We start from the raw sequence: 24,550 nt of genomic DNA, 5'->3' as shown, positions 1-24,550 counted from the left end.
GGCTACCGGCCCAGCCGGATGGCCGGGCAATGCAGTTCGGCGGGCAGATGATGGGTGGCGACGACGACGGTCCGGTCGGCGGCGAGCAGACCGCCCGGGGTGAGCAACTCGGTGAGCAGGCGATCACTGTCGGCGGCGTCGAGATGCTCGGTCGGCTCGTCGAGCAGCAGGATGGGGAAGTCGGAGATGAGCGCTCTGGCCAGCAGCAGACGGCGACGTTGCCCGGCCGAGACGGCGGCCGCCCCGCCTGCCAGCATGGTCGACAGACCGTCGGGCAGCCCGGCCAGCCAGTCGCCCAGCCCGACGTCGTGCAGTGCCGCGGTCAGCTGATCGTCGGTGGCGTCTCCGCGGCCCACCAGCAGGTTGTCCCGCACGGTGGTGTCGAACAGGTGGGCGTCCTCGGCGAAGAACGCTGCGGTGAGCGGGGTCTCGGGGTAGCCGGCGGCGATGGACATCAGCATGGTGGTCTTCCCGCATCCGCTCGGGCCCAGGACGGCAAGCCTGTCGCCGGGGGACAGGCTGACCCGGCCGGTTTCGGGTCGCGACCGGGTGGACGCCGGTGTTGCCGTGAGGTCGGTGAGCCGGTGGGCGGCGATCCTGGAGCGCACCAGCTGGGCGGCAGCGGCGGGTAGCGCGGCGGTGGCCTCGAAAGCCGACAGCGGCACCAGCATCAGGATGGCCAGTGACATCGGGCTGGTGTGTCCGGCGATCATGATCCCGACGATGACGGCTCCGAGCACCGAAATGCCCACCGCGGCCGTGGATACCGCACCCGCGGCTGCGGCGGGTGCCGCTGCCCGGTCCTGGGCTCGGCCCAGATCGTGGTGCTCGCGCACAGATTCGGCGATCACCCGATCGAGACGGCCCGCCACCCGCAGTTCGGCCGCGTGTTCCAGCGCCAGCAGGGTCGCGGTATCGCGGGCGCTGTGATGCTCGGCCGCAAGTGCTTCGGTGGCGACGGCGGCGCGCCCCGACAGCCAGGGCGCGGCCACGCCGGCCACCAGCAGGCAGGCCGCGAGGACCGCCGCGGCCACCGGCGAGATCAGCGCGATGATGATGACCGCGGCGCCGGAGAGCACCGCGGCCACGCAGATCGGCAGGATGGCGCGCACCAGTACATCGGCGAGGTCATCGACCGAGGCGCCGACCCGGGCCACCAGATCACCGCTGTGCAACCGCAGCGCGGTCTCCGGCGGCACGTCGACCAGCCTGCGGTACAGGCCGACCCGGGTGTTGCCCGCGGCGCGTAAAGCGGTGTCGTGAATGGCAAGTCGTTCGCAGTAACTGAACACCCCGCGGGATATGCCGAGTGCCCGCACCGCCACGACGGCCACCGTCAGGTCGAGCACCGGCGGCATCTGCCAGGCGCGGGTGATCAGCCAGGCCGCGACGGTGGCCAGGGCCAGGGCGCTGCCGAGCGCCAGGGTGCCGAACAACACCGCGAGGAGCAGCCGGGGGAGCCGGGGTTCAAGGAGGCGCCACACATCACGGGTGGACATGGGCACCACCGAGTTGTACGACATCATCGCCGACGGACAGCACCGGTCCGCGGTGGCCGACCACCAACACGGTCGTTCCGGCTGCGGCCCGGGCCGAGATCGCGGACAGCACGCGCGATTCCGCCTCGCCGTCGAGGTGGGCGGTCGGCTCGTCGAGCAGCAGCACCGGCGCGGTCGATCCCAGCGCCCGCGCCAGCCCGAGGCGTTGACGCTGCCCCAGCGACAACCCGGTGCCGCCGCGCCCGATCACCTCGTCGAGGCCGGCGGGCAGGGTGGCCAGCACCTCGTCGAATCCCGCGGCGCGGCAGGCACCGTCGATATCGGGCAGGGGGCCGAACAGCTCCAGGTTGCTGCGTACCGTGCCGGGCAGCAGCGCGGGGCGCTGCGGCAGCCAGGAGATGCGGCTCCACCACTGCGCCAGGTCGATGTCGGCGATGTCCACACCGTCGATCAGGACCCGGCCCGCGGTGGGCGCGGTCAACCCGAGAATGGCTGTCAACGCCGTGGTCTTCCCGCTGCCGTTGGGCCCGGTGAGCACGGTGACGCGGCCCGGCCCGATGGCGGCGCTGAGGCCGTCGGGCGCCAGGCCATCCCGCCCGGCGACCGACAGCTCCTGGAGCTCGATCCCGATCCGTGAGTCGGCCGGCGCCCGGGTTCCGGCGGGCCGCCGAGGTTCGTCGTCGATCAGTGCCAGCGCGGCGTCGGCGGCGGCCTTGCCGTCCTGGGCGGCGTGGAACTGCACGCCGACCCTGCGCAACGGCCAGAACACCTCCGGTGCCAGCAGCAGCGCCGTCAGAGCCGCGACGAGCGGCATCTCCCCGAACACCAGTCGCAGGCCGACGTTCACCGCGACCAGCGCGACGCCCAGGGTGGCGATCAGCTCGAGCACGGCCGCCGACAGAAAGGCGATGCGCAGTGTCTCCATTGCCGAACGGCGATGTGCAGCACTCAATTCCGAGATGCGGTGGGCGGGACCCGATGCCCGTCCCAGCGCGCGCAGGGTCGGTATCCCGGCGACGAGATCGAGCAACCGCGACTGCAGGGTCGTCATGGCGGTGAGCGCCGCGGCGGACCGGTCGGCGGTCAGCCGTCCGATGAGCACCATGAACAACGGGATGAGCGGTAGCGCCACCGCCACCACGGCAGCGGCCTGCAGATCTGTCGCGGCGAGCACCACCACCGTTGCCGGGGTCAGGATTCCGGCCGAGATGACCGCGGGCAGGTAGCCGGTGAAGTAGGGCCGCAGCCCGTCCAGTCCCCGGGTGATCACCACGGTGGCCTCGTCGCGCACCGCCTGCAAGCGTTGCGGAGGCAGCGCGGTCACCGTCCGCAGGACGTTCGCGGACAGCTCGCCGATCACCGCGGTCGCCGCTCGCTGGCTCAGTCCGGCCTGAAGGCGTTGGGCGACCACCCGTGCCGCCCACACGCCGGCCAGCATCGTCAGCTCGGCGGTCCAGTGCCCGAGCGTGCGGGTTGCCGGGTCGGTGATGATCCCGGCGACCACCCGGGCCAGCACACAGGCCCCGGCCACGGTGGCGGCCGCGATCACCGCGCCGTACAGTACCGCCGCGGCGAGGTAGCGGCGCAGTCCCGGGGTGCTGCCGAGCGTCACGGTATCCGCGGGGACAGGCCCGCGGGGTCCGGTATCCGTTCGGCCGAGATGCGTTGCCGGAACACCCAGTAGGTCCAGCCCTGGTAGACGAGCACCAGCGGGGTGACCAGGACCGCCGCCCAGGTCATGATCTTCAGCGTGTACGCCGAGGATGACGCGTTGTAGATGGTCAGGCTCCAGGCCGGATCCAGCGACGACGGGATGAGGTTGGGATACAGGCTGCCGAAGATCAGCACCACCACGGCGATCACCACGGCGGCGGTGCAACTGAACGCCAGCCCGTCACCACCGTCGGTGAAAACCAGCATGATCACGCTCAGCTGGCACACCACCGCGAAACCGAGCACCAGCCAGGTCCAGTGGGTGCCGTAGGACAGTTGTGTCCACAGCCCGAAGACCAGCAGTACCGCGGTCACCGGCAGCGCCAGCCGGCGGGAGTAGCGACGGGCGTCGGTGTGCACTGCGCCTTCGGTTTTCAGCGTCACGAACACCGAGCCGTGCAGCAGGAACAGCCCGCACGTCGAGAGCCCGCCCAGGATCGTGTATGGGTTGAGCACGTCGCCGAAGCCCAGCGCGATCTGGTGGTCGGCGTCCACGGGCAGGCCGCGCAGCAGCGCGGCGAAGGTGACGCCCCACAGCACCGCGGGCACCCAGGACCCGACCGCGATGGCGATATCGGCCCGGCGGCGCCAGGTCGGATCGTCGACCTTGCCGCGCCATTCGATGGCGCAGACCCGGACGATCATCGCGACCAGAATGGCCAGCAGCGGTAGGTAGAGGCCGGAGAACATGGTGGCGTACATGCCGGGGAACGCCGCGAACATGGCACCGCCTGCGGTGATCAGCCAAACCTCGTTGCCATCCCAGACCGGTCCGATGGTGTTGAGTACGGCGCGGCGGTGCTTCTCCGGGTCCCTGGAATCCTTTGCGGCGCTGCGGCCGAAGACGGCCATCAGCATGCCGACACCGAAGTCGAAACCCTCCAGCACCAGGAAGCCGACGAACAGCACCGCCAGCGTGACGAACCAGAAAATCTGAAGATTCATGGTGCGCCTCCTAATACGCGAACGAGAGTGGTGCGACCTCGTCCTCGCCGGGCGGGGTCGGTGGGATGGGTTCGGTGTCGTGCTCCAGCGGGCCCTCGACGACATAGCGCCGGATCAGCCAGAACCAGATCACCGCCAGCACGGCATAGATCGCAGTGAAGATGATCAGTGAGGTCAGCACCATGCCCGCGGAATGGTGCGACACACCCTGGGAGACAGTGAGTCGCAGCACCGGATCGCCGGTCGGGTTGGGCGCGACCACCCATGGCTGGCGGCCCATCTCGGTGAACACCCAGCCGGCGCTGTTGGCCAGGAACGGTGTCGGCAGCGTCGCGAGTGCGAACCATGCGAACCACCGCTGCCGGGGTATCCGGCCGCCGCGGGTGAGCCACAGCGCGGTCATCGCGAAAAGCATTGGTACCGCCAGGAAGCCGATCATGGCGCGGAACGACCAATAGGTGACGAACAGGTTGGGCCGGTAGTCGCCGGGGCCGAACTTCTGCTCGTATTCGGCCTGCAGGTCCTGTACGCCCTGCAATTCGACGCCATTGAACTTGCCCTCGGCCAGGAACGGCAGCACGTAGGGCACCTCGATGAGGTGGGTCACGCTGTCGCAGTTGTTGTGCGTGCCGACGGTGAGGATGGAGAAGTCGGGGTCGACCTCGGTGTGGCACAACGATTCGGCCGAGGCCATCTTCATCGGCTGCTGCTGGAACATCAACTTGCCCTGGACGTCGCCGGTGTAGGCCAGCCCGGCCGCGGCGACGAAGGCGACGAGACAGCCCAGGATCGCGGCGGGCCGGTGCATGGTGCGGGCGTCGGGGTTGTCCGGGTCGCGCACCATCCACCACGCACAGACGCCGGCGACGAAGGTCCCGGCCACCAGGAATGCGCCGGCCACCGCATGCGGGAACGCCGCCAGCGCAGTGTTGTTGGTGAACAGTTCGACGATGCTGGTCAGTTCCGCGCGTCCGGTCTCAGGGTTGTACCGCGCACCGACCGGGTGCTGCATGAAGGAGTTCGCGGCGATGATGAAGAACGCCGAGGCGTTGACGGCGAACGCGACGATCCAGATACACCCCAGATGGACCAGCTTGGGGAGCCGGGTCCAGCCGAAGATCCACAGGCCCAGGAAGGTCGACTCGAAGAAGAAGGCGACCAGGCCCTCCATGGCCAGCGGTGCGCCGAAGACGTCACCGACGAATCGTGAGTACTCGCTCCAGTTCATCCCGAACTGGAATTCCTGAACGATGCCGGTGGCCACGCCGAGCGCGAAGTTGATCAGGAAGAGCTTGCCGAAGAACCGGGTCAGCCGGTACCAGGCGGTGTTGTCGGTGATGACCCACAACGTCTGGAACACCGCGATGAGCGGTGCCAGGCCGATCGTGAGCGGCACGAAGATGAAGTGGTAGACGGTGGTGATTCCGAACTGCCACCGTGCGACGTCGAGCGCTTCCATGTGCACCAACTTCTCGGCTGCGGATCGAGCTCCATTGCTCGACTACGACAGAGTGTAGTAGTCCCCCTGTCCACATGCCCAGTAATCGTGGCGCGGATTACTCAGCTGGTCGGTGCCGCCACCGCGGGTGCCGGCGGCTCGGCGGGCGGCTCCGCCGGTGTGGTGGGTGTGGTCGGGGAGAGTTTCTTGCCTGCGGACCGGATACCGAAGGCGGTGATGACCTCCATGACACCGATGACGATCAGCCAGATCCCGGTGACCAGCGCCAGTGTGCCGATGGACTCGAAGGGCGAGGCCAGCACCACGATGCCGGCGATCAGGCTGATCACGCCGACGAAGATGTTCCAGCCGCGGCCCGGCAGCGTCGGGTCGCTGATCGCCGACACCGCCGTCGCGACGCCGCGGAAGATGAAGCCGATGCCGATCCAGATGGCCAGCAGCAGTACCGCGTCGAACAGGTGCCGGAACGACAGCACCGCAAGGATCACCGATGCGGCACCGCTGATGAACAGCAACACCCGGCCGCCGGCCGACACGTGCAGGCTGAAGGCGAACACCACCTGTGCAATGCCGGTCACGAGCAGGTAGGCGCCGAAGAAGATGGCGGCCACCAGGATGGAGATACCCGGCCACGCGACGACGGCGACGCCGAGTCCCACTGCCAGCACACCCGAGATCAGGGTCGACTTCCACAGTTGCGGCAACAAGGTTGGGGGAGCAGCGGTTTGCATGCGGTGAGTGTCGCACAGGCTGGGGCCGGGCGGTCCGGATTCCCGCTCGCTGCGGGTAGCCGGGCAAACCCGCCCATGGCGCGAAACCGCCCGCGACAGTAGCCATGTCCAAGCCCGTGGTACTGATTCCGCAGGCCCGAAGGGTATGCCGGAGTCGCTGCAATTTGATGAGGACTGCCGCGTTCTCCTGCTTCGACGTTACGGCTCCACTACTGTTCCGTTACCGGCGCTGCGCGCTGGGCCATCGGTCGTTAACGTCCTTGGCTGGAGATGTCGACAGACGAGACTGTGACAACTCATACAAGAAAGTAGAGGGATACCGTGTTTGGTGGAATCCAGGACCGGAACAAGCTCTGGCGCATCGCGGCCGTCTTCGCCGCGACCGGCGCCCTGGCGCTGTCGGGCTGTTCGAGCTCGGAGCCGAGCGGTGGTGAAGAGTCGCCGACCGCGGCCGCGCCGGCCGACAAGGTGGAGGAGATCGCGAACACCGTCCCGGAAGCGATCAAGGCTTCGGGCAAACTGATCGTCGGGGTGAACATCCCGTACGCGCCCAACGAGTTCAAGGACGAGGCCGGCAAGATCGTCGGGTTCGACGTCGACCTGATGAACGCCGTCGCCGGCACACTCGGGCTGACCCCGGAATACCGTGAGTCCGATTTCGCGAAGATCATTCCGTCCATCCAGGGCGGAACCTTCAACGTCGGCATGTCGTCGTTCACCGACAGCAAGGAGCGCGAGCAGCAGGTCGACTTCGTCACCTACTTCTCCGCAGGCACCTTGTGGGCGCAGCCGGCGGGCGACGCCATCGACCCGGAGAACGCCTGCGGGAAGAAGGTCGCGGTGCAGGCGACCACGGTGCAGGAAACCGAAGAGCTTCCCGCGCGCAACACGAAGTGCACCGACGCCGGGCAGCCGCCCATCGAGATCATTCCGTTCGACAGCCAGGACGCGGCCACCAACGCCGTCGTGCTCGGGCAGGCCGACGCGATGTCGGCCGACTCCCCGGTGACGCTGTACGCGATCAAGCAGACCAACGGCAAGCTCGAGCAGGCCGGTGAGACCTTCGACTCCGCGCCCTACGGCTGGCCGGTGGAGAAGGAATCGCCGCTGGCGCAGTCGCTGCTGCAGGCGCTCGAGCACCTGATCGAGTCCGGCAAGTACAAGGAGATCGCCGCGAACTGGGGCCTGGAAGAGGGCATGATCGACAAGCCGGTGATCAACGGCGCGGTTTCCTAGGAGCACGCGACACCTATGAGTGATGCCGGTTCGCCGCCACCGTCCGACACAGCGCAAGCCATCGACGCGGTACCGCTGCGCCATCCCTGGAGGTGGGTGGCGGCGACCGTCATCATCGTCGTGGTCGGCCTCTTCCTCTACGGGGCCGCCACCAATCCGGCCTACGGCTGGTCCACCTTCGCCGAGTACCTGTTCAACGAGCGGATTCTGCTCGGCGTGTTCAACACCCTGCAGCTGACCATCTACGCGATGGTGATCGGCGTCGTGCTGGGCGTGATCCTCACGGTGATGCGGCTGTCGGCGAACCCGGTGCTCAGCGCGGTGGCCTGGGTGTTCCTGTGGATCTTCCGCGGCACCCCGGTGTACGTGCAGCTGGTGTTCTGGGGGCTGATGCCGACGATCTACCAGAAGATCCAGCTGGGCGTGCCGTTCGGCCCGTCGTTCTTCGAGTTCGACCTGCAGAGCCTGTCGTTCCCGTTCGCGCTGGCCGTCATCGGTCTGGCGCTCAACGAGGCGGCCTACATGGCCGAGATCGTGCGGGCCGGCATCATGTCGGTGCCGGAGGGACAGCTGGAAGCCTCGACCGCACTGGGCATGTCGTGGGGTCTGGCGATGCGCCGCACCGTGCTGCCGCAGGCGATGCGCGTCATCATCCCGCCCACCGGCAACGAGCTGATCAGCCTGCTCAAGACGACGTCGCTGGTCACCGCGGTACCCTACGCACTGGACGTCTACGGCATCGCCACCCGGGAGATCGCCGCCCGCATCTTCGAACCGGTACCGCTGCTCCTGGTGGCGGCAACCTGGTACCTGGTGATCACCAGCGTGCTGATGGTCGGCCAGTTCTACCTGGAGCGCTACTTCTCCCGGGGCGCGTCGCGCAAGCTGACCACCAAGCAACTCGAGGCGCTGGCCAAGGCGCAGATGGGTACCTTGCCGTGACGACACCGGAGCAGGCCGCTCACCCCATGGTGAAGGCCGAACTGGTCTGCAAAGACTTCGGCGCACTCAAGGTGCTCAAGGGCATCACCCTGGAAGTACAGAAGGGGCAGGTGCTGGTGCTCGTCGGGCCGTCGGGTTCCGGCAAGTCGACATTCCTGCGCTGCATCAACCACCTGGAGACCGTCAGTGCCGGCCGACTCTACGTCGACGGGGCACTGGTCGGGTATCACGAGCGCGGCGGCAAACTGCACGAGATGAAGCCGCGCGAGGTCGCCAAACAACGACGCGACGTCGGCATGGTGTTCCAGCACTTCAACCTGTTCCCGCACCGAACCGCACTGGGCAACGTCGTCGAAGCGCCGACCCAGGTCAAGCGACTCAACAAGAAGCAGATGATCGAACGAGGCATGGATCTGCTCGATCAGGTCGGACTGGCCGACAAGGCGACCGCCTACCCCGCCCAGCTGTCCGGCGGGCAGCAGCAGCGGGTGGCGATCGCACGGGCGCTGGCCATGAGCCCCAAGCTGATGCTGTTCGACGAGCCGACGTCCGCGCTGGATCCCGAACTGGTGGGCGAGGTGCTGGCGGTGATGAAGAAGCTTGCCTCCGAGGGCATGACCATGATCGTGGTGACCCACGAGATGGGCTTCGCGCGTGAGGTCGCAGACGAACTGGTGTTCATGGACGGTGGCGTGGTCGTCGAACGCGGTGAGCCCGTCGAGTTGATGCGCAACCCGCAACACGAGCGGACGAAGGCCTTTCTGTCCAAGGTCATGTAGGCCGTGCCCGCGCACCAGCAGGTCGACCCGGCCGCCCCGCTGTGGCGGGCCGCGCAGGTGTTCCGGCTGCTCAGTTGGACCTATGCGCTCTACTTCCAGGTGTCCAAGAACGCCGAGTTCGAGCGTTCCGCGCTCGGCTGGGTGCTCTTCGGCGTCCTGACCGCGTGGAGCGTGGCCTGCGGGATCGCCTACCTGCGCGGATTCGGCAGGCGCCGGTCCTGGGTGCTGGCCGAGGCCGTGGTGGTGGTCGGGCTGATGGCCAGCACGGTGCTCGTCGCCTCGGAGCACTGGACGCTGGCCAACCAGTCGTGGCCGACCACGCTGTGGGCGACGAATGCGGTGGTGTCTGCGGCGATCCTGGCAGGCCCGGTCGCCGGGATGGGTATGGGCCTGGCGGTGATGGCCACTGCCGCCGCGCTCAAGGGCGCCATCGCGGTGGATCTGGTGCGCAGCCCGACCATTCTCATCGAACTCAGCGTCGGACTGGCGATCGGGATGGCCGCGAACACCGCACGACGCGCCCACGCCGAGGTGGAGAAGGTAGCACGGCTCAGCGCAGCGCTGGCCGAGCGCGAACGGCTGTCCCGCCATGTCCACGACGGGGTGATGCAGGTGCTGGCGATGGTCGCCCGGCGTGGCCGCGAAATAGGCGGTGAGACAGCACAATTGGCCGAAGCAGCTGGCGAGCAGGAGCGTGCGCTGCGTCGTCTGCTCAGCGCTGTGGACATCGAACCCGAAGCGGCGGCGGCAGCCGACGGTGACCTCGGACTGCTGTTGCGCAGACACGCCAGCGATCGGGTATCGGTGAGCGTGCCCGCGGCCGCGGTCTACCTCGATCCGCAGGTGGCCGCCGAAGTGGAGGCCGCGACCATCAACGCGCTGACCAATGTCGCGCGCCATGCCGGCCCCGTGGCCCGTGCCTATGTGCTGCTGGAGGATCTCGGCGACGAGGTGGTGGTCAGCATCCGCGACGACGGGCCGGGGATACCGGCGGGCAGACTCGAGGCCGCAATCGGCGAGGGACGGGTGGGTGTGAGCAAATCTATTCAGGGGCGGCTGGCGGCGCTGGGCGGGCGCGCGGAACTGACCGCTCCGGCCGGTGGGGGAACCGAGTGGGAGTTCACGGTGCCGCGATGAGCGACGCGGTGACGACGGTGATGGTGGTCGACGACCATCCCATCTGGCGCGATGCGGTGGCCCGCGATCTCGCCGAGGCGGGCTTCGACGTGGTGGCAACGGCGGACGGTGTCGCCTCGGCGCGCCGGCGGGCCGAGGTGGTGCAACCGGGCGTGGTGGTCATGGACATGCAGTTGCCCGACGGCACCGGCGCGCAGGCCACCGTCGAGGTGCTGACGGTGTCACCGTCCTCGCGGATCCTGGTGCTGTCGGCCTCGGATGAGCGTGCCGACGTGCTGGAGGCGGTGAAGGCGGGGGCGACGGGGTATCTGGTCAAGAGTGCATCGAAAACCGAACTGGCCGAAGCGGTTCGGGCGACCGCGGCCGGCCGGGCGGTTTTCACCCCGGGGCTGGCCGGGCTGGTGCTGGGGGAGTACCGGCGCATCGCCCAGCAGCCCGACACGGTCCAGGCCGGCGTTCCGTTGCCGAGTCTGACCGAACGGGAGACCGAGATCCTGCGCCACGTGGCAAAGGGCCTGACGGCCAAGCAGATCGCCGAGCGACTGTCGCTGAGTCATCGCACCGTGGAAAACCACGTGCAGGCCACCTTTCGCAAGCTCCAGGTCGCCAACCGGGTGGAGGCCACCCGCTATGCGATCGAGCACGGCCTCGACCAGTAGCGCTCCGTGTATAGAGGACACAGCACAGCCGAGTAGTCCTACTCATCTGTTCCGCGCCTCTCATGGGCGACGATGTCAGGCATGACCGAACCCCAGCAGGTGCTCGCGCGGCTGTCCGCCGACTTCGTGACGATGTCGCAGCAGCTGACCCGCGCCTCGGCCGAACTGACTCAGCTGGCCGGGACGCTCGGTGCGTCCGCACCCGCAGCCGCCCAGCCCCCGGCGCAGCCGGTGCCGTGGACCTATGCGCAGTACCAGCAGTACTACGCCCAATATCCGCAGGCCCAATATCCGCAGTCCCAGTACCCGCAGAGCCCGTATGCGCACGCTCAATACCCGCAGTATCCCCAGTACCCGCAGCATGCCCCGGCGCCCCAGCCGTCGGCGGCCGGTACGCCGGTCCCCGGGGCTACCCCGGATGCCGAGGCCCCGAAGCAGCCCTCGCAGAACTGGATCGGTAAGGCGCTGGCCGCGGCCGGTGTGGCGGTGACACTGATCGGTGTCGTGCTGCTGGTGGTGCTCGCCGCTCAGGCCGGTCTGTTGGCCCCGCCCGTCCGGGTGGCCGCCGGGGCCGTGCTCGCCGGTGGCCTCGTCGCGGGCGCACTCTGGCTGTATGCCCGTCCCGGCGGGCGGGTCGGCGCAATCGCGTTGGCGGCCACCGGCATCGGAGGCGCCTATATCGACGTCATCGCCGTCACCACCATCTATCAATGGCTGCCCGCGGTGGCCGGACTGGTGATCTCGGCAATCATCGCCGGCGGCGGTCTGACTCTGGCCCGCCGATGGGATTCCGAACATCTCGGCCTTTTGGTGCTGATACCGCTGGCGGTGCTGGCACCGGTGGTCGTCGGCGACATCACGCTGCTGCTCATCGGTTTCATGCTGGCACTCTCGGCGGCGACGCTGCCGGTTCAGTTGGGCAAGGACTGGACCTGGATGTACGCCGCGCGCACCGCCGCGGGCAGTGGATGGGTGCTGCTCGCGCTCGTCGGCGCCAGCTTCGGCACCAGCCAGCAGCCGTGGTTGGCCGGCGCCGCCGCCATCGCGGCGCTGCTGGCCGTCGGTTCGGCGCTGATCCTGCTGCCGCACAGCACACATCGGACCGGTCTGGCGTTGCTCGCCGCGGCCGGCGCGGTACCCGTGCTCGGGGTCTCGGCGGCGGTCGACCGGGTGCCGGCCGCGCTCATCATCGTGGCCGTCGCGGCGGCACTGCTGGCGGTGGTGCTGCTCGGCGAGAACTGGCCCGGCATGACACCGGCTGTGCGCCAGGTGTGGGCGGCGCTGGCCGCAGTCGCCGTCCTGGTGGCCGTCGCCGTCGCCTTCGACGGTGAAGTGGCCGGACCGGTGCTGCTGGCACTGGCGGTGGTGGTGGCCGTCGCCGGTCGGCACAGTGTGGCGGCGCAGTGCGCAGCGCTGGGCTTCGGCGCCATCGGCAGCATCTACTTCCTGGCGCTGGCCGGGCCCGAGACCCTGACCGACGCTTCGGTGATGGCCACCACCGAAGCGGTCTCGGTGCTGGTGTCCAGTCTGCTGCTGACCGTGTACGCACTGGCGCAGACCTGGTCGCTGAGCCGCGGTCGCGATGCCGATACCGGGCGCGTGCTGATGGCTGTTGCCGCCGTGGTGATCGCCTACGCGGTGACCGTCTTCACGGTGACCGCGGGAGTGCTGATCGGTGGCACCGGCGGTGGGTTCCTGGCCGGGCACATGACCGCGACGATCTGCTGGATCGTGTTGGCGGCCGGGCTGTTCGGATACGCCGCCAGGATCGACCGGGCAGACCGATCCCTGCCCATCGGCGGCGGTATGGCGTTGGTGACCGCGGCGGTGGCCAAGCTCTTCCTCTTCGACCTCGGCACCCTGGACGGCATCTTCCGGGTCGCGGTGTTCATCGTCGTCGGGCTGGTGCTGCTGGGCATGGGTGCGGGATACGCCCGCCTGCTCACCCAGCAGGATCAGCAGCGAAAAGAGCCATAATTCTGGAATGATTCCAGAAAAGCTCTGGTTGGAATAGTCATGACTACCTCAATCACCACCGGAAAGCGTCGCACCGATACCGATATCCAGGGCTTTCACGCCTCGGCGGAACTGCGGGCGAGTCTGCAGCAGGTCCTCGTCGACATGATCGAACTACACCTGCAAGGCAAGCAGGCGCATTGGAACGTCGTCGGCACCAACTTCCGTGATCTGCACCTGCAGCTCGACGAACTGGTCGACTTCGCCCGCGAGGCCAGCGACACCATCGCCGAACGGATGCGTGCCCTGCACGCCACGGCCGACGGCCGCACCGACATCGTGGCGGCCGGCACCACGCTGCCCCAGTTCCCGCCGTACGAGCACAGCACCGCCGATGTGGTGGAGCTGATCTCCACCCGTGTCTACGCGGCCGTCGACACGCTGCGCGGGGTGCACGACGCGGTGGACGCCGAAGATCCCACCACCGCCGACATCCTGCACCAGCTGATCGACGGGCTGGAGAAGCTGGCCTGGCTGATCAGTTCGGAGAACTACAAGGTGTGATGCCCGCGGCGAGCTCGGCAGGCTTGCGGCCGACGAGGTACCAGGTGTGCATGGGTCCCTTGCCCTTCACCTCGACCTCGCCGCGCTCCTCGAACAGATAACTGCTGTTGATGCGGTCATAGACGTTCTGGGGCACCTGAATGCGCCCCTCCACGTCCGTGCTCTCCATCCGGGAGGCCACATTGACCGCATCACCCCAGACGTCGTAGAAGAACTTGCGTGAGCCGACCACGCCGGCCACGACGGGTCCGGCGGCGATGCCGATCCGCAGCGGCACCTCGCGGCCCTGTTGATCGCGCAGTCCGGCGACGGCGTGGGCCATGTCGAGTGCCAGGCAGGCCAAGGACTCCAGGTGGTCCACGCGGGGATGAGGTACCCCGCTGACCACCATGTAGGAGTCGCCGCTGGTCTTGATCTTCTCCAGGCCGTGCCGGTCGACCAGCCTGTCGAAGTCGGTGTAGAGCTGATTGAGGAAGAACACCAGGTCGGCGGGGTCGGTATCGCTGGCGCGCTTGGTGTAGCCGGCGATGTCGGCGAACAGGATCGAGGCGTCCGCGTACCCGTCGGCGATGATCGAGTCATCCCGATCCTTCAGCCGGGTGGCAATGCTGTCGGGGAGGATGTTGGCCAGCAGCGCCTCGGACTTGGCGAATTCCAGCTTCAGCGCACTTTCCGCGTGGTCGATCCGGCGCATCGCCGACCCCACCACGATGATCATCATCAGGCTTGCTGCGACCACCGTGATGCCGAAGCTGATCCGCATCGCCGACTCCGAATACACCCCGGTGTTGCGCGGGACGAGCCATTCCAGCGCCACCGCCAGGATCGCTCCGGATGCGGCCAATACCGATGCGATGACCATGTGGTCGCTGCCTATCACCAGGATGATCAGCGCCGCGCCCACGAAGAAGTAGAACTGCAGACCGCTGTCGGTGCCGAGCTGGCTGCAGACATAGACGGTGAAGGTGTACGCGGCGATGACGAATGCCGTCGCGGCAACCAGTGGGCCGAATCTGTAGAGCAGCGGAGTGGCCATGAAAACCGCTGCGCTGACGAGATTTATCACCCCGATATGCGGTACTTCCGGTATCAGGATCAGCTCGGCGATGCCGTAGATAGCCACGATTCCCGCCGCAATCCGGGTGCTGATGGTCAGCGTCGCCCGTCGCCTGCTGGCCGCATCCGAGTAGTCCCGACGGCCTTCCGGAAGGTCGGGAAGGCACCCGCGGGGCCCCGTGACAGCCACCAACGGAGCGTACTCCCGGACCCCCGCGACGAAGGGCCCGATTTGGCGGATCTGCGCGCGCGACGGGCAGTGCTTGTCCAAAAATTGACGGATGCGTCATGTCCACCGTTCGGTGGACAGGCCCGCATATTAGCTAACGTTTACGTCAATATTCGCTAACCGAAGTCTCGGCGTGTCGTGATCTTGAACCGACACAGCGAAATCCGTGCTCTCGCCAGCAAACTGCTGTGACTCATGTCACAAGGCGGTCTCGGCCCGATCTCGATCTTGTTCCGGGTTTTCTTTGCCAGTTCCGCATTGAACCGTCTCAATCCGAATGCAACAGTCCCTGACACGAGTTTGCTAGAAATGGCTAATGGTGCGTAACAAAATGGGTCCGAACTGTACTTTCGAGTAAGGTTCGCAATTTGCTGTCACATGGGTTAATTTCATGCGGAGTGCGAGGTCAATGTCCGAACGTCGCATGTCAGAAGGGGAGTCACCATGTGGGACCAGATGCGGAAACCCATCCGGCACGTTGCCGTCAGAGGAATGATCGCTTTGATAGCTGCGGCACTTTTCGCGGCCACGGCAACTCAGCATGTCTTGCCACTGACCAAACAACGGTCCTACAACGTGATGCAGGTCGCGCAGATCGACGAGTCCCCGTCCACCATTGGCATCGCCGACTCGGAGCTGTACCTGTCGACGTCTCTGGCGGAGATAAACGCCAGGTTGGACCTCATGCAGTCACTCGGCGTGACGAATGTCCGGATCATGGTGCCGTGGGCCGGCGTGCAGCCGCTGCACCCGGACACCCCGTTCGGCCTCGGCGCCCCCCGGTGGGACCAGCTCGACATGGTGGTCAACGCCGCCGCCGCCCGCGGGATGGGCATCCTCGGGGTGCTCAACTCGACCCCCATGTGGGCGACGGGCAGCACCCCCATCAATGGTCAACCCAATGATTTCGACCGGTTTGCGGCCTTCGCGAAGTCCGTGGCGCTCCGCTACGGCGACAAGATCTCGGCCTACGAGGTGTGGAACGAGCCCAACTCGATCCAGTTCTGGAACACCTTGGACCCGGTCGCCTACGCCAACATGCTGAAGAAGACCTACACCGCGCTGAAGCAAGCTGCCGCGCAACTCGGCACGGACATCACGGTGATCGGTGGTGTCGTTGGCGCAGGCAAGACGTGGCCGGGACTCACCATGAACCCCGTCGATTTCGTCCGTAAAATGTACGAAGCGGGCGCACACGGTTTCTTCGACGCGCTGTCCTTCCACCCCTACAACTTCGAATGGAAGTTCTCGGTCGGGGAAAACCTGCCCTGGAAAGAGGGCATGCCGCTCTTCCAGCTGAATCAGATCCGCGAACTCATGGACTCCTTCCTCGAAGAGGGGCAGGAGCAAATCAAGATCTGGATCACCGAGTATGGTCTGCCGACGAACAAAGTGTCCGATGCCACCCAGGCCGCCTTCGTCCGAGACCTGATCGAGTTCTGGCAGACCATGCAGGGGGCCGGGCCGATCTTCCTATACACCATCAAGGACTGGCTCAATCCACCCGCGGACAACGATGAAGCCAACCTCGGCATCTTCCGTCCGGACGGCACCATGAAGCCGGTCGGGGAGGTCATCAAGGAGCTGATCGCCTTCTTGACCAAGCCGCCCACCAATCCCGGTACGGGGCCCGGTCAGGGACCGGGGGCGGAAGCGCCCCCTGCGAACCCGTTGGCGGCCTTCCTGCAAGCGATCTCGCAGGCCATATCCGGAATGTTCAACGTCTTTCCCAATCTGTTCACTGCCATTGGAGCAATCTTCTCCAACCTGCTCGGTGGACTGTTCGGAATGAACCCTTCGTCGGCGAAGACCACCGCGCTGAGCGCGAGGACCGCCAGTGCCGGCGTGGACGGGCTGCAGGAGGACCCGGCCGCGGGTGCTGACGGGCTGGAAGCAGTCGAGGTCGACTCCGGTCAGGGTATCGAAACCGTTTCCGGTGCAGAGCATTCCGTGCAGGAAGCGAAGTCTGTGCAGCAGGTTGGGGAGTCTCCCGCCGAGGCAGTGGTCACCGAGGAACTGCCCGTCGCGGAGCTGCCGGTCACAGAAGAGGAGACCGTGGAGGCACCTGTCAACGAGGAGGTCACCGAGGAAGTCCCGGATGACGAGGCGACCGAGACCGAAGAGACCGCGACCGAGCCGGCCGAGGAGACCACCGAGTCCACCGAGACCGTGAACGACAAGGTCATCGACGAGTCCGAGGCAGCCGACACGGCGGCACCAGAGAAGAACGCCACCACGTCGCTCACCGGCAAGCACGACCTCGCGGCCACGGATTCTGACGAGAGTGGCGAGCACGAAGTGCGGCAGACGGTGGCGCCCAACCTGAAGGCACGCCACGAGCTGCGTGCCCCGCGGGGACCGCGAAATGCGGTGCGGGCGAACCGCGAAAGCGGGCAGGGTTCGGCGTCGCCTGCAGGTCAGAGCTCGGGGGCCACGTCGGCCTCGGGTGGCGACAACTGAGACTCGCGAGGGGGCGAGGAACTGCCGCTGTGGGAACTCGGACATTCCCACAGCGGCAGATCCGCGTCTGGGGCCGATCACCCGTGCAGGTCGCGGTAAGCGCCGACGGCACCGGGATGCAGTGGTATCGCGCCGGTCTGGATCATCGAGGGCGCGTCGAGGTACTGCAACCCGCGCACATACGGCGGCACCAGGTGCGGCGATTCGGTCGCGATGACGTTCACCATCGCGGCCACCAGGTCCTCGGCGATCTGCCTGCGGCACAGCAGCAGGTTGGGCACGCCGATGGAGCGAATGCCCGGTGGCACATAGCCTCCGGCGGGCACCCGCCGGACCGCATACGGGTAGGACGAGATCCGGCTCATCGGTGCGGCCAGCGCGCCGATGTCCAGAACCCGCAGCCGCAGTCGGGTATTGAGCTCCGCGACCGCCGGCGTGGGTACCCCGCCCGACCACACCAGGGCCTCGATGCCGTCGCCGGCCAGCTGCGACAGCGCCTCCCGCAACCGGAGCCAGGAGATCTGGACGTCGCCGGCCAGACCGGCCGCGTCGAACAGCACCGCGCTGGTCGCCGCGCCACCGGAACGGGCCGCACCGAACGAGACACGCCGTCCGCGCAGCTCTGACACGTGGTGCACACCGACCGAATCCCGCACGATGACCTGCAGGTAGTTCTCGTACACCCGGGCGACGGCGACGGGTTCCGAGTCGGTCGGGCCGGTGACCCGGTCCCGTTCGGCGACATCGGCCAGCGCCAGGCCGGCATCGACGTCTCCCGAGCGCAACAGCGCCAGGTTCTCCACGGTGCCCTCGGTGGGTACGACCTCGACCTCGACATCCGGGAACCGGGCTTGCACCCGGGTGGCGAGCAACTCGGCGAAGGCCAGATACATTCCGCCCGGATCGCCGGCGGCCAGGCGCAGGTGCCCGTGCGGTGCGCCCCGGAAACTGCACGCGGCAACGGTTGCCGTTGCGGCGAGAAGGAAGGCGCGACGACTCAGCACGACGGGGCTCCCGCCGAAGGCAGGCGGAACCGGATGAGCAGTCCGCCCTCCGGGGCCTGCTCCACCGAGATGGTGCCGCCGTGGCCCGCAGCGATTTCGGCGGCGATCGCCAGTCCCAGCCCGGTACCCGCGCTGTCGTCACGGCCGCGCCAGAAACGGGCGGAGGCCCGCGCGCGATCCTCCTCGGGCAGCCCGCAGCCGTCATCGCTGATGATCAGGTCGACGGCGTCCTCGGCGGAAGCGGTGGACACGGTGACGATGGCGCCGTCGCCGGCATAACGCAGCGCATTGTCCACAGCGACATCGAGAAGCTGCTCGACCTCGTGGCGGGAAACCTGCACCTGCGCAACGGAACTCACTGGTTCTGAACGCAACTGCTGCCCGTGTCGTGCCGCGACCGGCTCCCAGAACGCGCGGCGTTCGGCGATCACGTCGTCGAGATCGGTGCGTTCCTCGGCCGTGCTGGCCAGACCCACCTGTCGGCTCCCGCTGACCTGCTCGGCGCGGGCCAACCGCATCAGCTGCTGCAACAGATTCTCGAACCGGTCGAGTTGGGCGGTCAGCGAGTTGTAGGTGGTCAGCCCCTCCTCGGCCACATAGGTTTCCAGGGTGTCCGCGCGCAACCGGACGGCGGCCAGCGGATTGCGCAACTGGTGCGAGGCATCGGCGACCAGCCGCCGTTGCCGGTCCAGCGAGGCCCGCACGACCTGTGCCATCGCGTTGAAAGCCGCGGTGAAGTGCCGCAATTCCGGTGGTCCGGTCACATCGGCCGGCTTGGATCCGGTCGCTTCGCTCGCCCAGGACGGACCGGAAACATCCGCTGTCATCTCGGCCACCGCCCGCTCCAAACCGGTGATCGGACGTAACACCCAGCGGGTGAGCATCCGGGCGGCCACCACCGCCGCGGCAAGAATGGCCAGCCCGCCCGCGGCCAGCCATACCCAGCCCGCCGCGATATCGCGGACCGCCTCGGACGAGTCCACCCCGAGCACGACGGCGCCGACCACTTCGCCGTCGCGCCGGATTGCCGCGGTGGCCAGCAGCCGGTGTTCGTCCCAGGGCCGGAGGGCGTTCCAGCGCAATGCCGGGGCATCGACGAGGGCACGGCCGGCCGCCGTCGCGACGTCCGGATCGGCTGGGTCGAGGCCGTCGGCGGCCAGCGTCCGGCCATCGGAGTCGGTGACTAGCAAGCTCTCGCCGTAGACCTGTCGATACCGCTGGACCAGGGCCTGCAACGGGGCTTCCGGAGCGGCGGCGGCCTCCGCCAGCGCTGCCAACTGGCGATGGCGTTCGGTCGCCAGCCCATCGGTGCGGCGATCCGCCAGCGTCAGCGCCAACGGGATCGCGAGCGCCGCGATCACCATCAGCAACAGCACCACCAGCACGGCGCGAACCCGAGGCCCCATCAGGGATCCAGCCGAAAACCGAATCCGCGCACCGTCTGCAGGGGGAGACCGGTGAGCTTCGCTCTGATCTGCCCGACGAAGAAATCCAGCGAACGCGACCGTCCGACGACGGCCGTGCCCCACACCTCGAGCATGAGCTCCTCGCGGCTGACGGCCTCACCCTGCCGGTTGGCCAGGGTGCTCAGCAGTTGGAACTCGGTTCGGGTGAGGGTCTGCGGAATGCTGTTCAACGTGACCTCGCGGCGTTCCCTGTCGATGCTGACCGGTCCGGCCAGCACCGGGCCGGCCGGTGTCGCGGTTTCGCCCACGCCACGGCGCATCCGGCGCATGACCGCGTCGATCCGCGCCAACAGCACCGCCTTGCGCACCGGCTTGACCAGATAGTCGTCGGCGCCCGCACGCAATCCCAGCACCACGGCGCCGTCACTGTCCCTGGCCGTCATGATGATGACCGGGACCGAGGACGCGCGTCGCAGGGTGCGCAACACGTCCAGACCGTCCATATCGGGCAGACCGAGATCGAGCAGGACCAGATCGCAGTCCTTCACCCGGTGCAGTGCGTCGGAGCCCCGGCCGGCACACGTCACGTCGGCGCCGGTCTGGCCGAGAAGCTCGGTCAGTGCCGACGCAACGCCCTCGTCGTCTTCGACGAGCAGGACTTTCATGGAGCTGATGGTAGGACCCCTCCCGGTCGCTATCGCGGGGGATGGCGGTGCAGTCCGGCCGCAGCGGTCTTGATGTATTCGACCCTGTCGGCCGCGATACCCCAGGGCTCGGCGACGCCGACCTGGGTGTCCAGATCCCAGAGCACGCATCGCTCACCGGGGTCGGCGACCAATTCCCAGGCGATCACGGTGCGCCGCAGTTGTTCATCCATCGGCTCGGTCGCCGCCGTACTGCCCGCGGGCGCACCACCGGCCGGATGGTGATGCATGAACTGCCCGTAGGCCTCGTAGCAGAACACCTGATACCGGGCCGTGCACAGAATCAGGCCGTGCCAGGCCTCGTCGACCGCATGCGACGGCATCCCGATATGCTCGTTGTCGCGCAAAGCTGCTGCGCAGCAACGCAACCACTGACGCAGGCCGAGCTCGACGAGCTCCCGCGGCTGCCACGGGCAGGTCTTGTACACCGCGGGCGGAAGTTCGAGTTCGGCCACCGCGGCGCGCGACCGGGCGAAATCGGCGTCCCGTGAACGGCGACGCGGCAACCATCGTCGCGGATGTGGTGATCGCATGGCTCCAACCTGCCCGTCTGTGTTGGGTCAATCATGTGACCCACACCACGACAAGCGGAAGAGGCGGCTCCGCGTTTCAGTCTGTTTCTTGCACGATCCTCAGATTGAATCGCTCCCGGAATCCGGTGCGGAGCCGGCATCCGTCGCCGATGACGACGGCGAGTCACCCGGATCCGCCGTCGCGTCGGAATCCTCCGTCGGGGACCGATCATCCGCCGGTTCGTGCGGGTCGTCCTCGTCGGTGTCGACATCGGCCATGCCCACCGGCCGCTCGGGTCCGTCCTCTTCTTCGGGTGCGGGGGAGTCGGGTGCCGCCTCGTTGCCGCTGTCCCGATCGCTGTCGGTGGTGTCGTGACTATCGTCCCTATCCCGCTCTGCGGCAGTGCCTTCGGAATCATTGCCGGCGTTCACCGGTTCCGGTTCGGGCGGCGGATCGGTGTCGGCCGGGCCATCGTCGGTGTCGGTCTGCCCCGGCGAGCCCTTGGGCAGGAAGCCGCTGCGGTCGTAATCCTGATCGATGATGGCACGAAGCCGGGCGTCGAGCGCCTCGACCTGCTGCAGCAGGTCGGCCTGACCGGTGAGCAGCCGCCATGCTTCGGCCGTGTCGTAGAGGGATTGCAGCATCGGCAGCTGTTTCGTCGGAACCAGCACATAGGTGGTGTTACCCACCACCTTGACCAGGTTGTCCGGATCGTCCATGTCGACGTCTCCGTAGATCGGGTGAACGACGAGGAAGGCCACCAGGTTGTTCCACACGGCCAGGGCATTCGGGTCATTCACCGGACGATCGGCGAAGAAGTCGTATTCGCGAGTGACATTGACTGTCTCGTACTGACTTTCGGGTGTGGCTCCGGCGAAGGTGATGCGGAAGAACGGTTCGTAGCCACCCGGGTTCTGCGCCGAGGCGCCACCGCCCGCGGTGGCGGGATTGCCGATCATCACGATGATCAGGTCCTCGGCGGCGGGCGCGGTGGTGGCGTCGGCGATGAACTGCGCGAGCAGTTGGGTGACCGAGAGGCAGCCCTGACTTTCGCAGGCGATGATCTTTCTTCCGGAGATCGACTCGATCGCGCGGAGCAGGCCGGCGGCACCTTCGGCGACCGATTCCCCCATGGGCATACCGATGAAACCCAGCGACGCCGGGTACTGCACCACCACGGTGTCGGTCACCGGGTCGTCGGCGAAGGCGTGCGTGGCCGGCCATTGCCGCAGCGCGGTCACCGGAGCGTTGTCCCAGGATCCGGTCGCACCGATGGAGATCAACGTGCTGGCCTGAGCCGAGACGGGGGCCACCAGGGACAGCGACATCGCCGCGGCCGCCACCGGACCCAGCCAGTGCTGGGGCGCGTTCGGGCGCTCGGGCGCTGCGCGATGGCGCCCGGAGCCCTGCTGCGCGGAACGGATGCGGGCATGACTTCGACGGTGATGGGCGCCCATGGGCAGTGTGGTCTCCGATACTGGCCAGAGTTCGCCGTGACCCGAATGGCGAACTATTGACGCCCCCGTCAGGATTCCTATCACATGCTCGTGGTCTGCAAAACTGGAGCAGGAAAGGTCATCCGAACGAGCGACATTCACGCATATCTCCAGCGGAATGGGATTTTCACGAGCAAGCGAACCATCGGTCGGTGGTGCCTTGCGGATTCCGCGGCTGGGCCCGTGTGAAGCGAGAGCATTGCGTAGCAAACGTGTTTTAGATCGCCAACGTCGTGGTTACCCGGTGATCAGCTATCCACCGCAGCCGCCACAGCCACCGCATCCGCCGCACCCGGCGCCGGTCGTGACGCCGTCGCGGGACCTGATGTCCAGCTCCTCGTAGACGGATTCGATCGACGCGCGCAGACCCTTGATGGGCGGGATCGCCTCGTCGGTCAGCGCCCGCAGTCGCTCGACGTGCCGTGCCCGGTCCCCGGTCGGGAACGCGGTCGACATCTCACCGATCAGCCCGAGCGCCAGCAGTTGTGGATCCGATCGCCGGCCGTCGCTGGCAGTGGCCAGCGCGGCCTCGACGCGGGCGGCCAACTGGGAGACCAGATGCTCATCGGTCAGCCATAGCCGGGTGGCCGGGAACATCCCCAGCTTCCGGTACCGCTCAAGCCGCAACCACCCGTGGCCGGTGAGCTGATGGCACACCAGGGCCGGTGCGTTGTCCTGTTCGGCGGCGATCAGCCATGCCCAGGTCTTCGGCACGTTGACCTCGACCATTCTGAGTACCTCGTTCAGTACCGGATCGCCGTGACGCGCACTGCGGCAGAGCTGCGCCGTACCCTCGACATCGCGCAGGTGGCCGGTCAGGTACAGGTCGGTCAACATGGCCGCGCGCAGGGAAAAGCCCAGGAGCCATTGTTTTTCGTGGTCCAGCCGGCGGGCGCGGCGGTCGTGGGCGAGTAGGTAGGTCCGCCCGTGCAGCGCGAGCGGTAGCGTCACCGGGCCGCCGTGCAGTTCGATCACGCTCATCAGGCACCCCTGCGGTGTTCGGCGACCGTGGGGAAGGGTTCGAGGTACTGGCGTATCGCGATCAGATCCCGGGCCTGCCGATCGAGCAGACGGTCCGGTTCGGATTGCGGCTGCCACTGCCGGACGGGCCGGGTGCTGCCGTGCGCGTCGAGAGCGACGAGAACCACCAGTCCTTCTGCCAGAAGCCGGGTTCCGCTGTCATCGGCGCTCGTGCAACGGACAACGCAGTGCACGCTGCGCGGCCCGGTGTGGATGATCCGCGCGGTGACATCGACGGGCTCATCGACGCCGATCGGTGCGGTGCACCGGATACCTGCCAGGTAGCCGACTTTGACGTCCGAATCCGTCCACCCGGCACCGCACGCATAGGCGACCTCGTCGATCCATCGCAGCACCCGACCCCCGCGGACGGTGCCGTCCGGGTCGACGTCTGCGCGGCCCGTACGAAAGCGCATGGCGGTGCGTGGTGTGTCGCTGTCCGGGAAACGCGTAGCGGCGATCAGGGTCTCGATGCGTGTGCGCGTCCCGGCCCGAACCCTGGCCTGCCGGTGGCGCTGCAAATCCAGCATCGTCACCGGTGCCCACGCCGGGACGGTGGCCGGGTTGCCCTGGCCGTCGAGTGCCACGAAAACCATTGGGCACTGGACGCTTTGAATCGGGGTACCGGCACGGATGGTGACCAGGATGTGCATGCTGGTGCGACCGGTGTAGACCAGATCGGCGTGCAGCGCGACGATCGTTCCGACGACGACGGGGTGATCCAGATGGAAGGTGCCGACGGAGGCGAGGACGCTCACGCCGTCATGCCACCGGGCGGCTGCCCCACGGGCGGCCGACTCGACCCACTCCAGCAGAGTGCCCGCGCCGAGGTGGCCGTCGGCATCCACATGGGTGGGCTGCACACGCCATACGGTGTGAGGTGAATGCGTCATCTGGACCCCCTGGTCGTGGTGTCCAGTTCAGGATGCGAGCGGTGGTGCGGGAGGGGAACAGGCGCCGGCCTCGATGACGCGTTTCCTCGCACGATTCACAGACTTCACCCCGGCGCTACGCCGCGTTTCGGCCGTTCGGATCGACTCGG

The 24,550-nt window shown here is 67.4% G+C and carries 21 protein-coding genes; 8 read left to right on the top strand and 13 right to left on the bottom strand.

What is annotated here, in order from left to right; translation table 11 throughout:
* Positions 1 to 2: 2 nt before the first annotated feature.
* The 5 genes from ASE48_RS08340 to ASE48_RS08320 form a co-directional block, all read right to left on the bottom strand.
* Positions 3 to 1,499 carry an ATP-binding cassette domain-containing protein gene (locus tag ASE48_RS08340; RefSeq protein ID WP_057166693.1) on the bottom strand — a complete coding sequence of 499 codons (1,497 nt, stop codon included), beginning with the start codon at positions 1,497 to 1,499 and terminating at the stop codon, positions 3 to 5.
* On the bottom strand, positions 1,486 to 3,087 hold the full coding sequence (cydD, locus tag ASE48_RS08335) for a thiol reductant ABC exporter subunit CydD (RefSeq protein ID WP_057166692.1): 1,602 nt from the start codon (positions 3,085 to 3,087) through the stop codon (positions 1,486 to 1,488). Before cydD ends, ASE48_RS08340 begins: the two co-directional genes overlap by 14 nt.
* A gap of 20 nt (positions 3,088 to 3,107) precedes the next feature.
* The gene (gene cydB, locus ASE48_RS08330) at positions 3,108 to 4,157 is read right to left on the bottom strand and encodes a cytochrome d ubiquinol oxidase subunit II (protein ID WP_057166600.1); all 1,050 of its coding nucleotides are present in this window, start codon (positions 4,155 to 4,157) and stop codon (positions 3,108 to 3,110) included.
* Positions 4,158 to 4,167: 10 nt separating this feature from the next.
* On the bottom strand, positions 4,168 to 5,616 hold the full coding sequence (locus tag ASE48_RS08325) for a cytochrome ubiquinol oxidase subunit I (RefSeq protein ID WP_057166599.1): 1,449 nt from the start codon (positions 5,614 to 5,616) through the stop codon (positions 4,168 to 4,170).
* Between the two features lie 101 nt (positions 5,617 to 5,717).
* Entirely contained in the window at positions 5,718 to 6,347 is a 630-nt protein-coding gene (locus ASE48_RS08320; protein ID WP_162264203.1) for an HdeD family acid-resistance protein, read from the bottom strand.
* Positions 6,348 to 6,668: 321 nt separating this feature from the next.
* Between ASE48_RS08320 and ASE48_RS08315 the strand changes: the two genes are divergently transcribed.
* The 7 genes from ASE48_RS08315 (at position 6,669) to ASE48_RS08285 (ending at position 13,620) form a co-directional block, all read left to right on the top strand.
* On the top strand, positions 6,669 to 7,583 hold the full coding sequence (locus tag ASE48_RS08315; protein ID WP_057166597.1) for an ABC transporter substrate-binding protein: 915 nt from the start codon (positions 6,669 to 6,671) through the stop codon (positions 7,581 to 7,583).
* Between the two features lie 15 nt (positions 7,584 to 7,598).
* On the top strand, positions 7,599 to 8,525 hold the full coding sequence (locus ASE48_RS08310; protein WP_057166596.1) for an amino acid ABC transporter permease: 927 nt from the start codon (positions 7,599 to 7,601) through the stop codon (positions 8,523 to 8,525).
* A 26-nt stretch (positions 8,526 to 8,551) separates the two neighbouring features.
* A complete protein-coding gene (locus tag ASE48_RS08305) occupies positions 8,552 to 9,304 on the top strand; it encodes an amino acid ABC transporter ATP-binding protein (RefSeq protein ID WP_057166595.1) in 753 nt (250 codons plus the stop codon).
* A gap of 3 nt (positions 9,305 to 9,307) precedes the next feature.
* A complete protein-coding gene (macS, locus tag ASE48_RS08300) occupies positions 9,308 to 10,441 on the top strand; it encodes a MacS family sensor histidine kinase (RefSeq protein ID WP_235570942.1) in 1,134 nt (377 codons plus the stop codon).
* A complete protein-coding gene (locus tag ASE48_RS08295; RefSeq protein WP_057166594.1) occupies positions 10,438 to 11,100 on the top strand; it encodes a response regulator in 663 nt (220 codons plus the stop codon). Before macS ends, ASE48_RS08295 begins: the two co-directional genes overlap by 4 nt.
* Before the next feature lie 81 nt (positions 11,101 to 11,181).
* The gene (locus ASE48_RS08290) at positions 11,182 to 13,077 is read left to right on the top strand and encodes a DUF2339 domain-containing protein (RefSeq protein ID WP_057166593.1); all 1,896 of its coding nucleotides are present in this window, start codon (positions 11,182 to 11,184) and stop codon (positions 13,075 to 13,077) included.
* 39 nt (positions 13,078 to 13,116) lie between these two features.
* The gene (locus tag ASE48_RS08285; protein WP_057166592.1) at positions 13,117 to 13,620 is read left to right on the top strand and encodes a Dps family protein; all 504 of its coding nucleotides are present in this window, start codon (positions 13,117 to 13,119) and stop codon (positions 13,618 to 13,620) included.
* Here the strand turns inward: ASE48_RS08285 and ASE48_RS08280 are convergent.
* Positions 13,595 to 14,866 carry an adenylate/guanylate cyclase domain-containing protein gene (locus ASE48_RS08280; protein ID WP_057166690.1) on the bottom strand — a complete coding sequence of 424 codons (1,272 nt, stop codon included), beginning with the start codon at positions 14,864 to 14,866 and terminating at the stop codon, positions 13,595 to 13,597. The two genes, ASE48_RS08285 and ASE48_RS08280, sit on opposite strands and share 26 nt — an antisense overlap.
* A 531-nt stretch (positions 14,867 to 15,397) precedes the next feature.
* Between ASE48_RS08280 and ASE48_RS08275 the strand changes: the two genes are divergently transcribed.
* Positions 15,398 to 17,365, top strand: coding sequence for a cellulase family glycosylhydrolase (locus ASE48_RS08275; protein ID WP_162264202.1), 1,968 nt, complete (start codon positions 15,398 to 15,400; stop codon positions 17,363 to 17,365).
* 77 nt (positions 17,366 to 17,442) lie between these two features.
* Here ASE48_RS08275 and ASE48_RS08270 read toward each other — a convergent pair whose 3' ends face one another.
* The 7 genes from ASE48_RS08270 to ASE48_RS08240 all read right to left on the bottom strand — a co-directional run bounded on the left by ASE48_RS08270 (position 17,443) and on the right by ASE48_RS08240 (position 24,371).
* On the bottom strand, positions 17,443 to 18,369 hold the full coding sequence (locus ASE48_RS08270) for a TAXI family TRAP transporter solute-binding subunit (protein WP_057166590.1): 927 nt from the start codon (positions 18,367 to 18,369) through the stop codon (positions 17,443 to 17,445).
* Positions 18,363 to 19,775, bottom strand: coding sequence for a sensor histidine kinase (locus ASE48_RS08265; RefSeq protein WP_057166589.1), 1,413 nt, complete (start codon positions 19,773 to 19,775; stop codon positions 18,363 to 18,365). The genes ASE48_RS08270 and ASE48_RS08265 overlap by 7 nt, the downstream gene beginning before the upstream one ends.
* Entirely contained in the window at positions 19,775 to 20,440 is a 666-nt protein-coding gene (locus ASE48_RS08260; protein ID WP_057166588.1) for a response regulator transcription factor, read from the bottom strand. Before ASE48_RS08260 ends, ASE48_RS08265 begins: the two co-directional genes overlap by 1 nt.
* 29 nt (positions 20,441 to 20,469) lie before the next feature.
* Positions 20,470 to 21,012: a hypothetical protein gene (locus tag ASE48_RS08255; RefSeq protein ID WP_235570940.1), complete on the bottom strand. Its 543-nt coding sequence runs from the start codon at positions 21,010 to 21,012 to the stop codon at positions 20,470 to 20,472.
* Positions 21,013 to 21,111: 99 nt separating this feature from the next.
* Complete coding sequence (locus ASE48_RS08250; RefSeq protein WP_082614065.1) at positions 21,112 to 22,449, bottom strand: PE-PPE domain-containing protein; 1,338 nt, start codon at positions 22,447 to 22,449, stop codon at positions 21,112 to 21,114.
* Positions 22,450 to 22,740: 291 nt separating this feature from the next.
* The gene (locus ASE48_RS08245) at positions 22,741 to 23,469 is read right to left on the bottom strand and encodes a GOLPH3/VPS74 family protein (RefSeq protein ID WP_057166586.1); all 729 of its coding nucleotides are present in this window, start codon (positions 23,467 to 23,469) and stop codon (positions 22,741 to 22,743) included.
* Positions 23,469 to 24,371 (bottom strand): acyl-CoA thioesterase, encoded by a 903-nt coding sequence (locus tag ASE48_RS08240; protein ID WP_162264201.1) that lies wholly within the window; start codon positions 24,369 to 24,371, stop codon positions 23,469 to 23,471. Before ASE48_RS08240 ends, ASE48_RS08245 begins: the two co-directional genes overlap by 1 nt.
* Positions 24,372 to 24,550: the final 179 nt, after the last annotated feature.

The organism is Mycobacterium sp. Root265, assembly GCF_001428895.1.
Classification (GTDB): Bacteria; Actinomycetota; Actinomycetes; order Mycobacteriales; family Mycobacteriaceae; genus Mycobacterium.
Note: the sequence above shows the minus strand (reverse complement) of the source record. Positions and strands in the feature narration are given on the sequence as shown.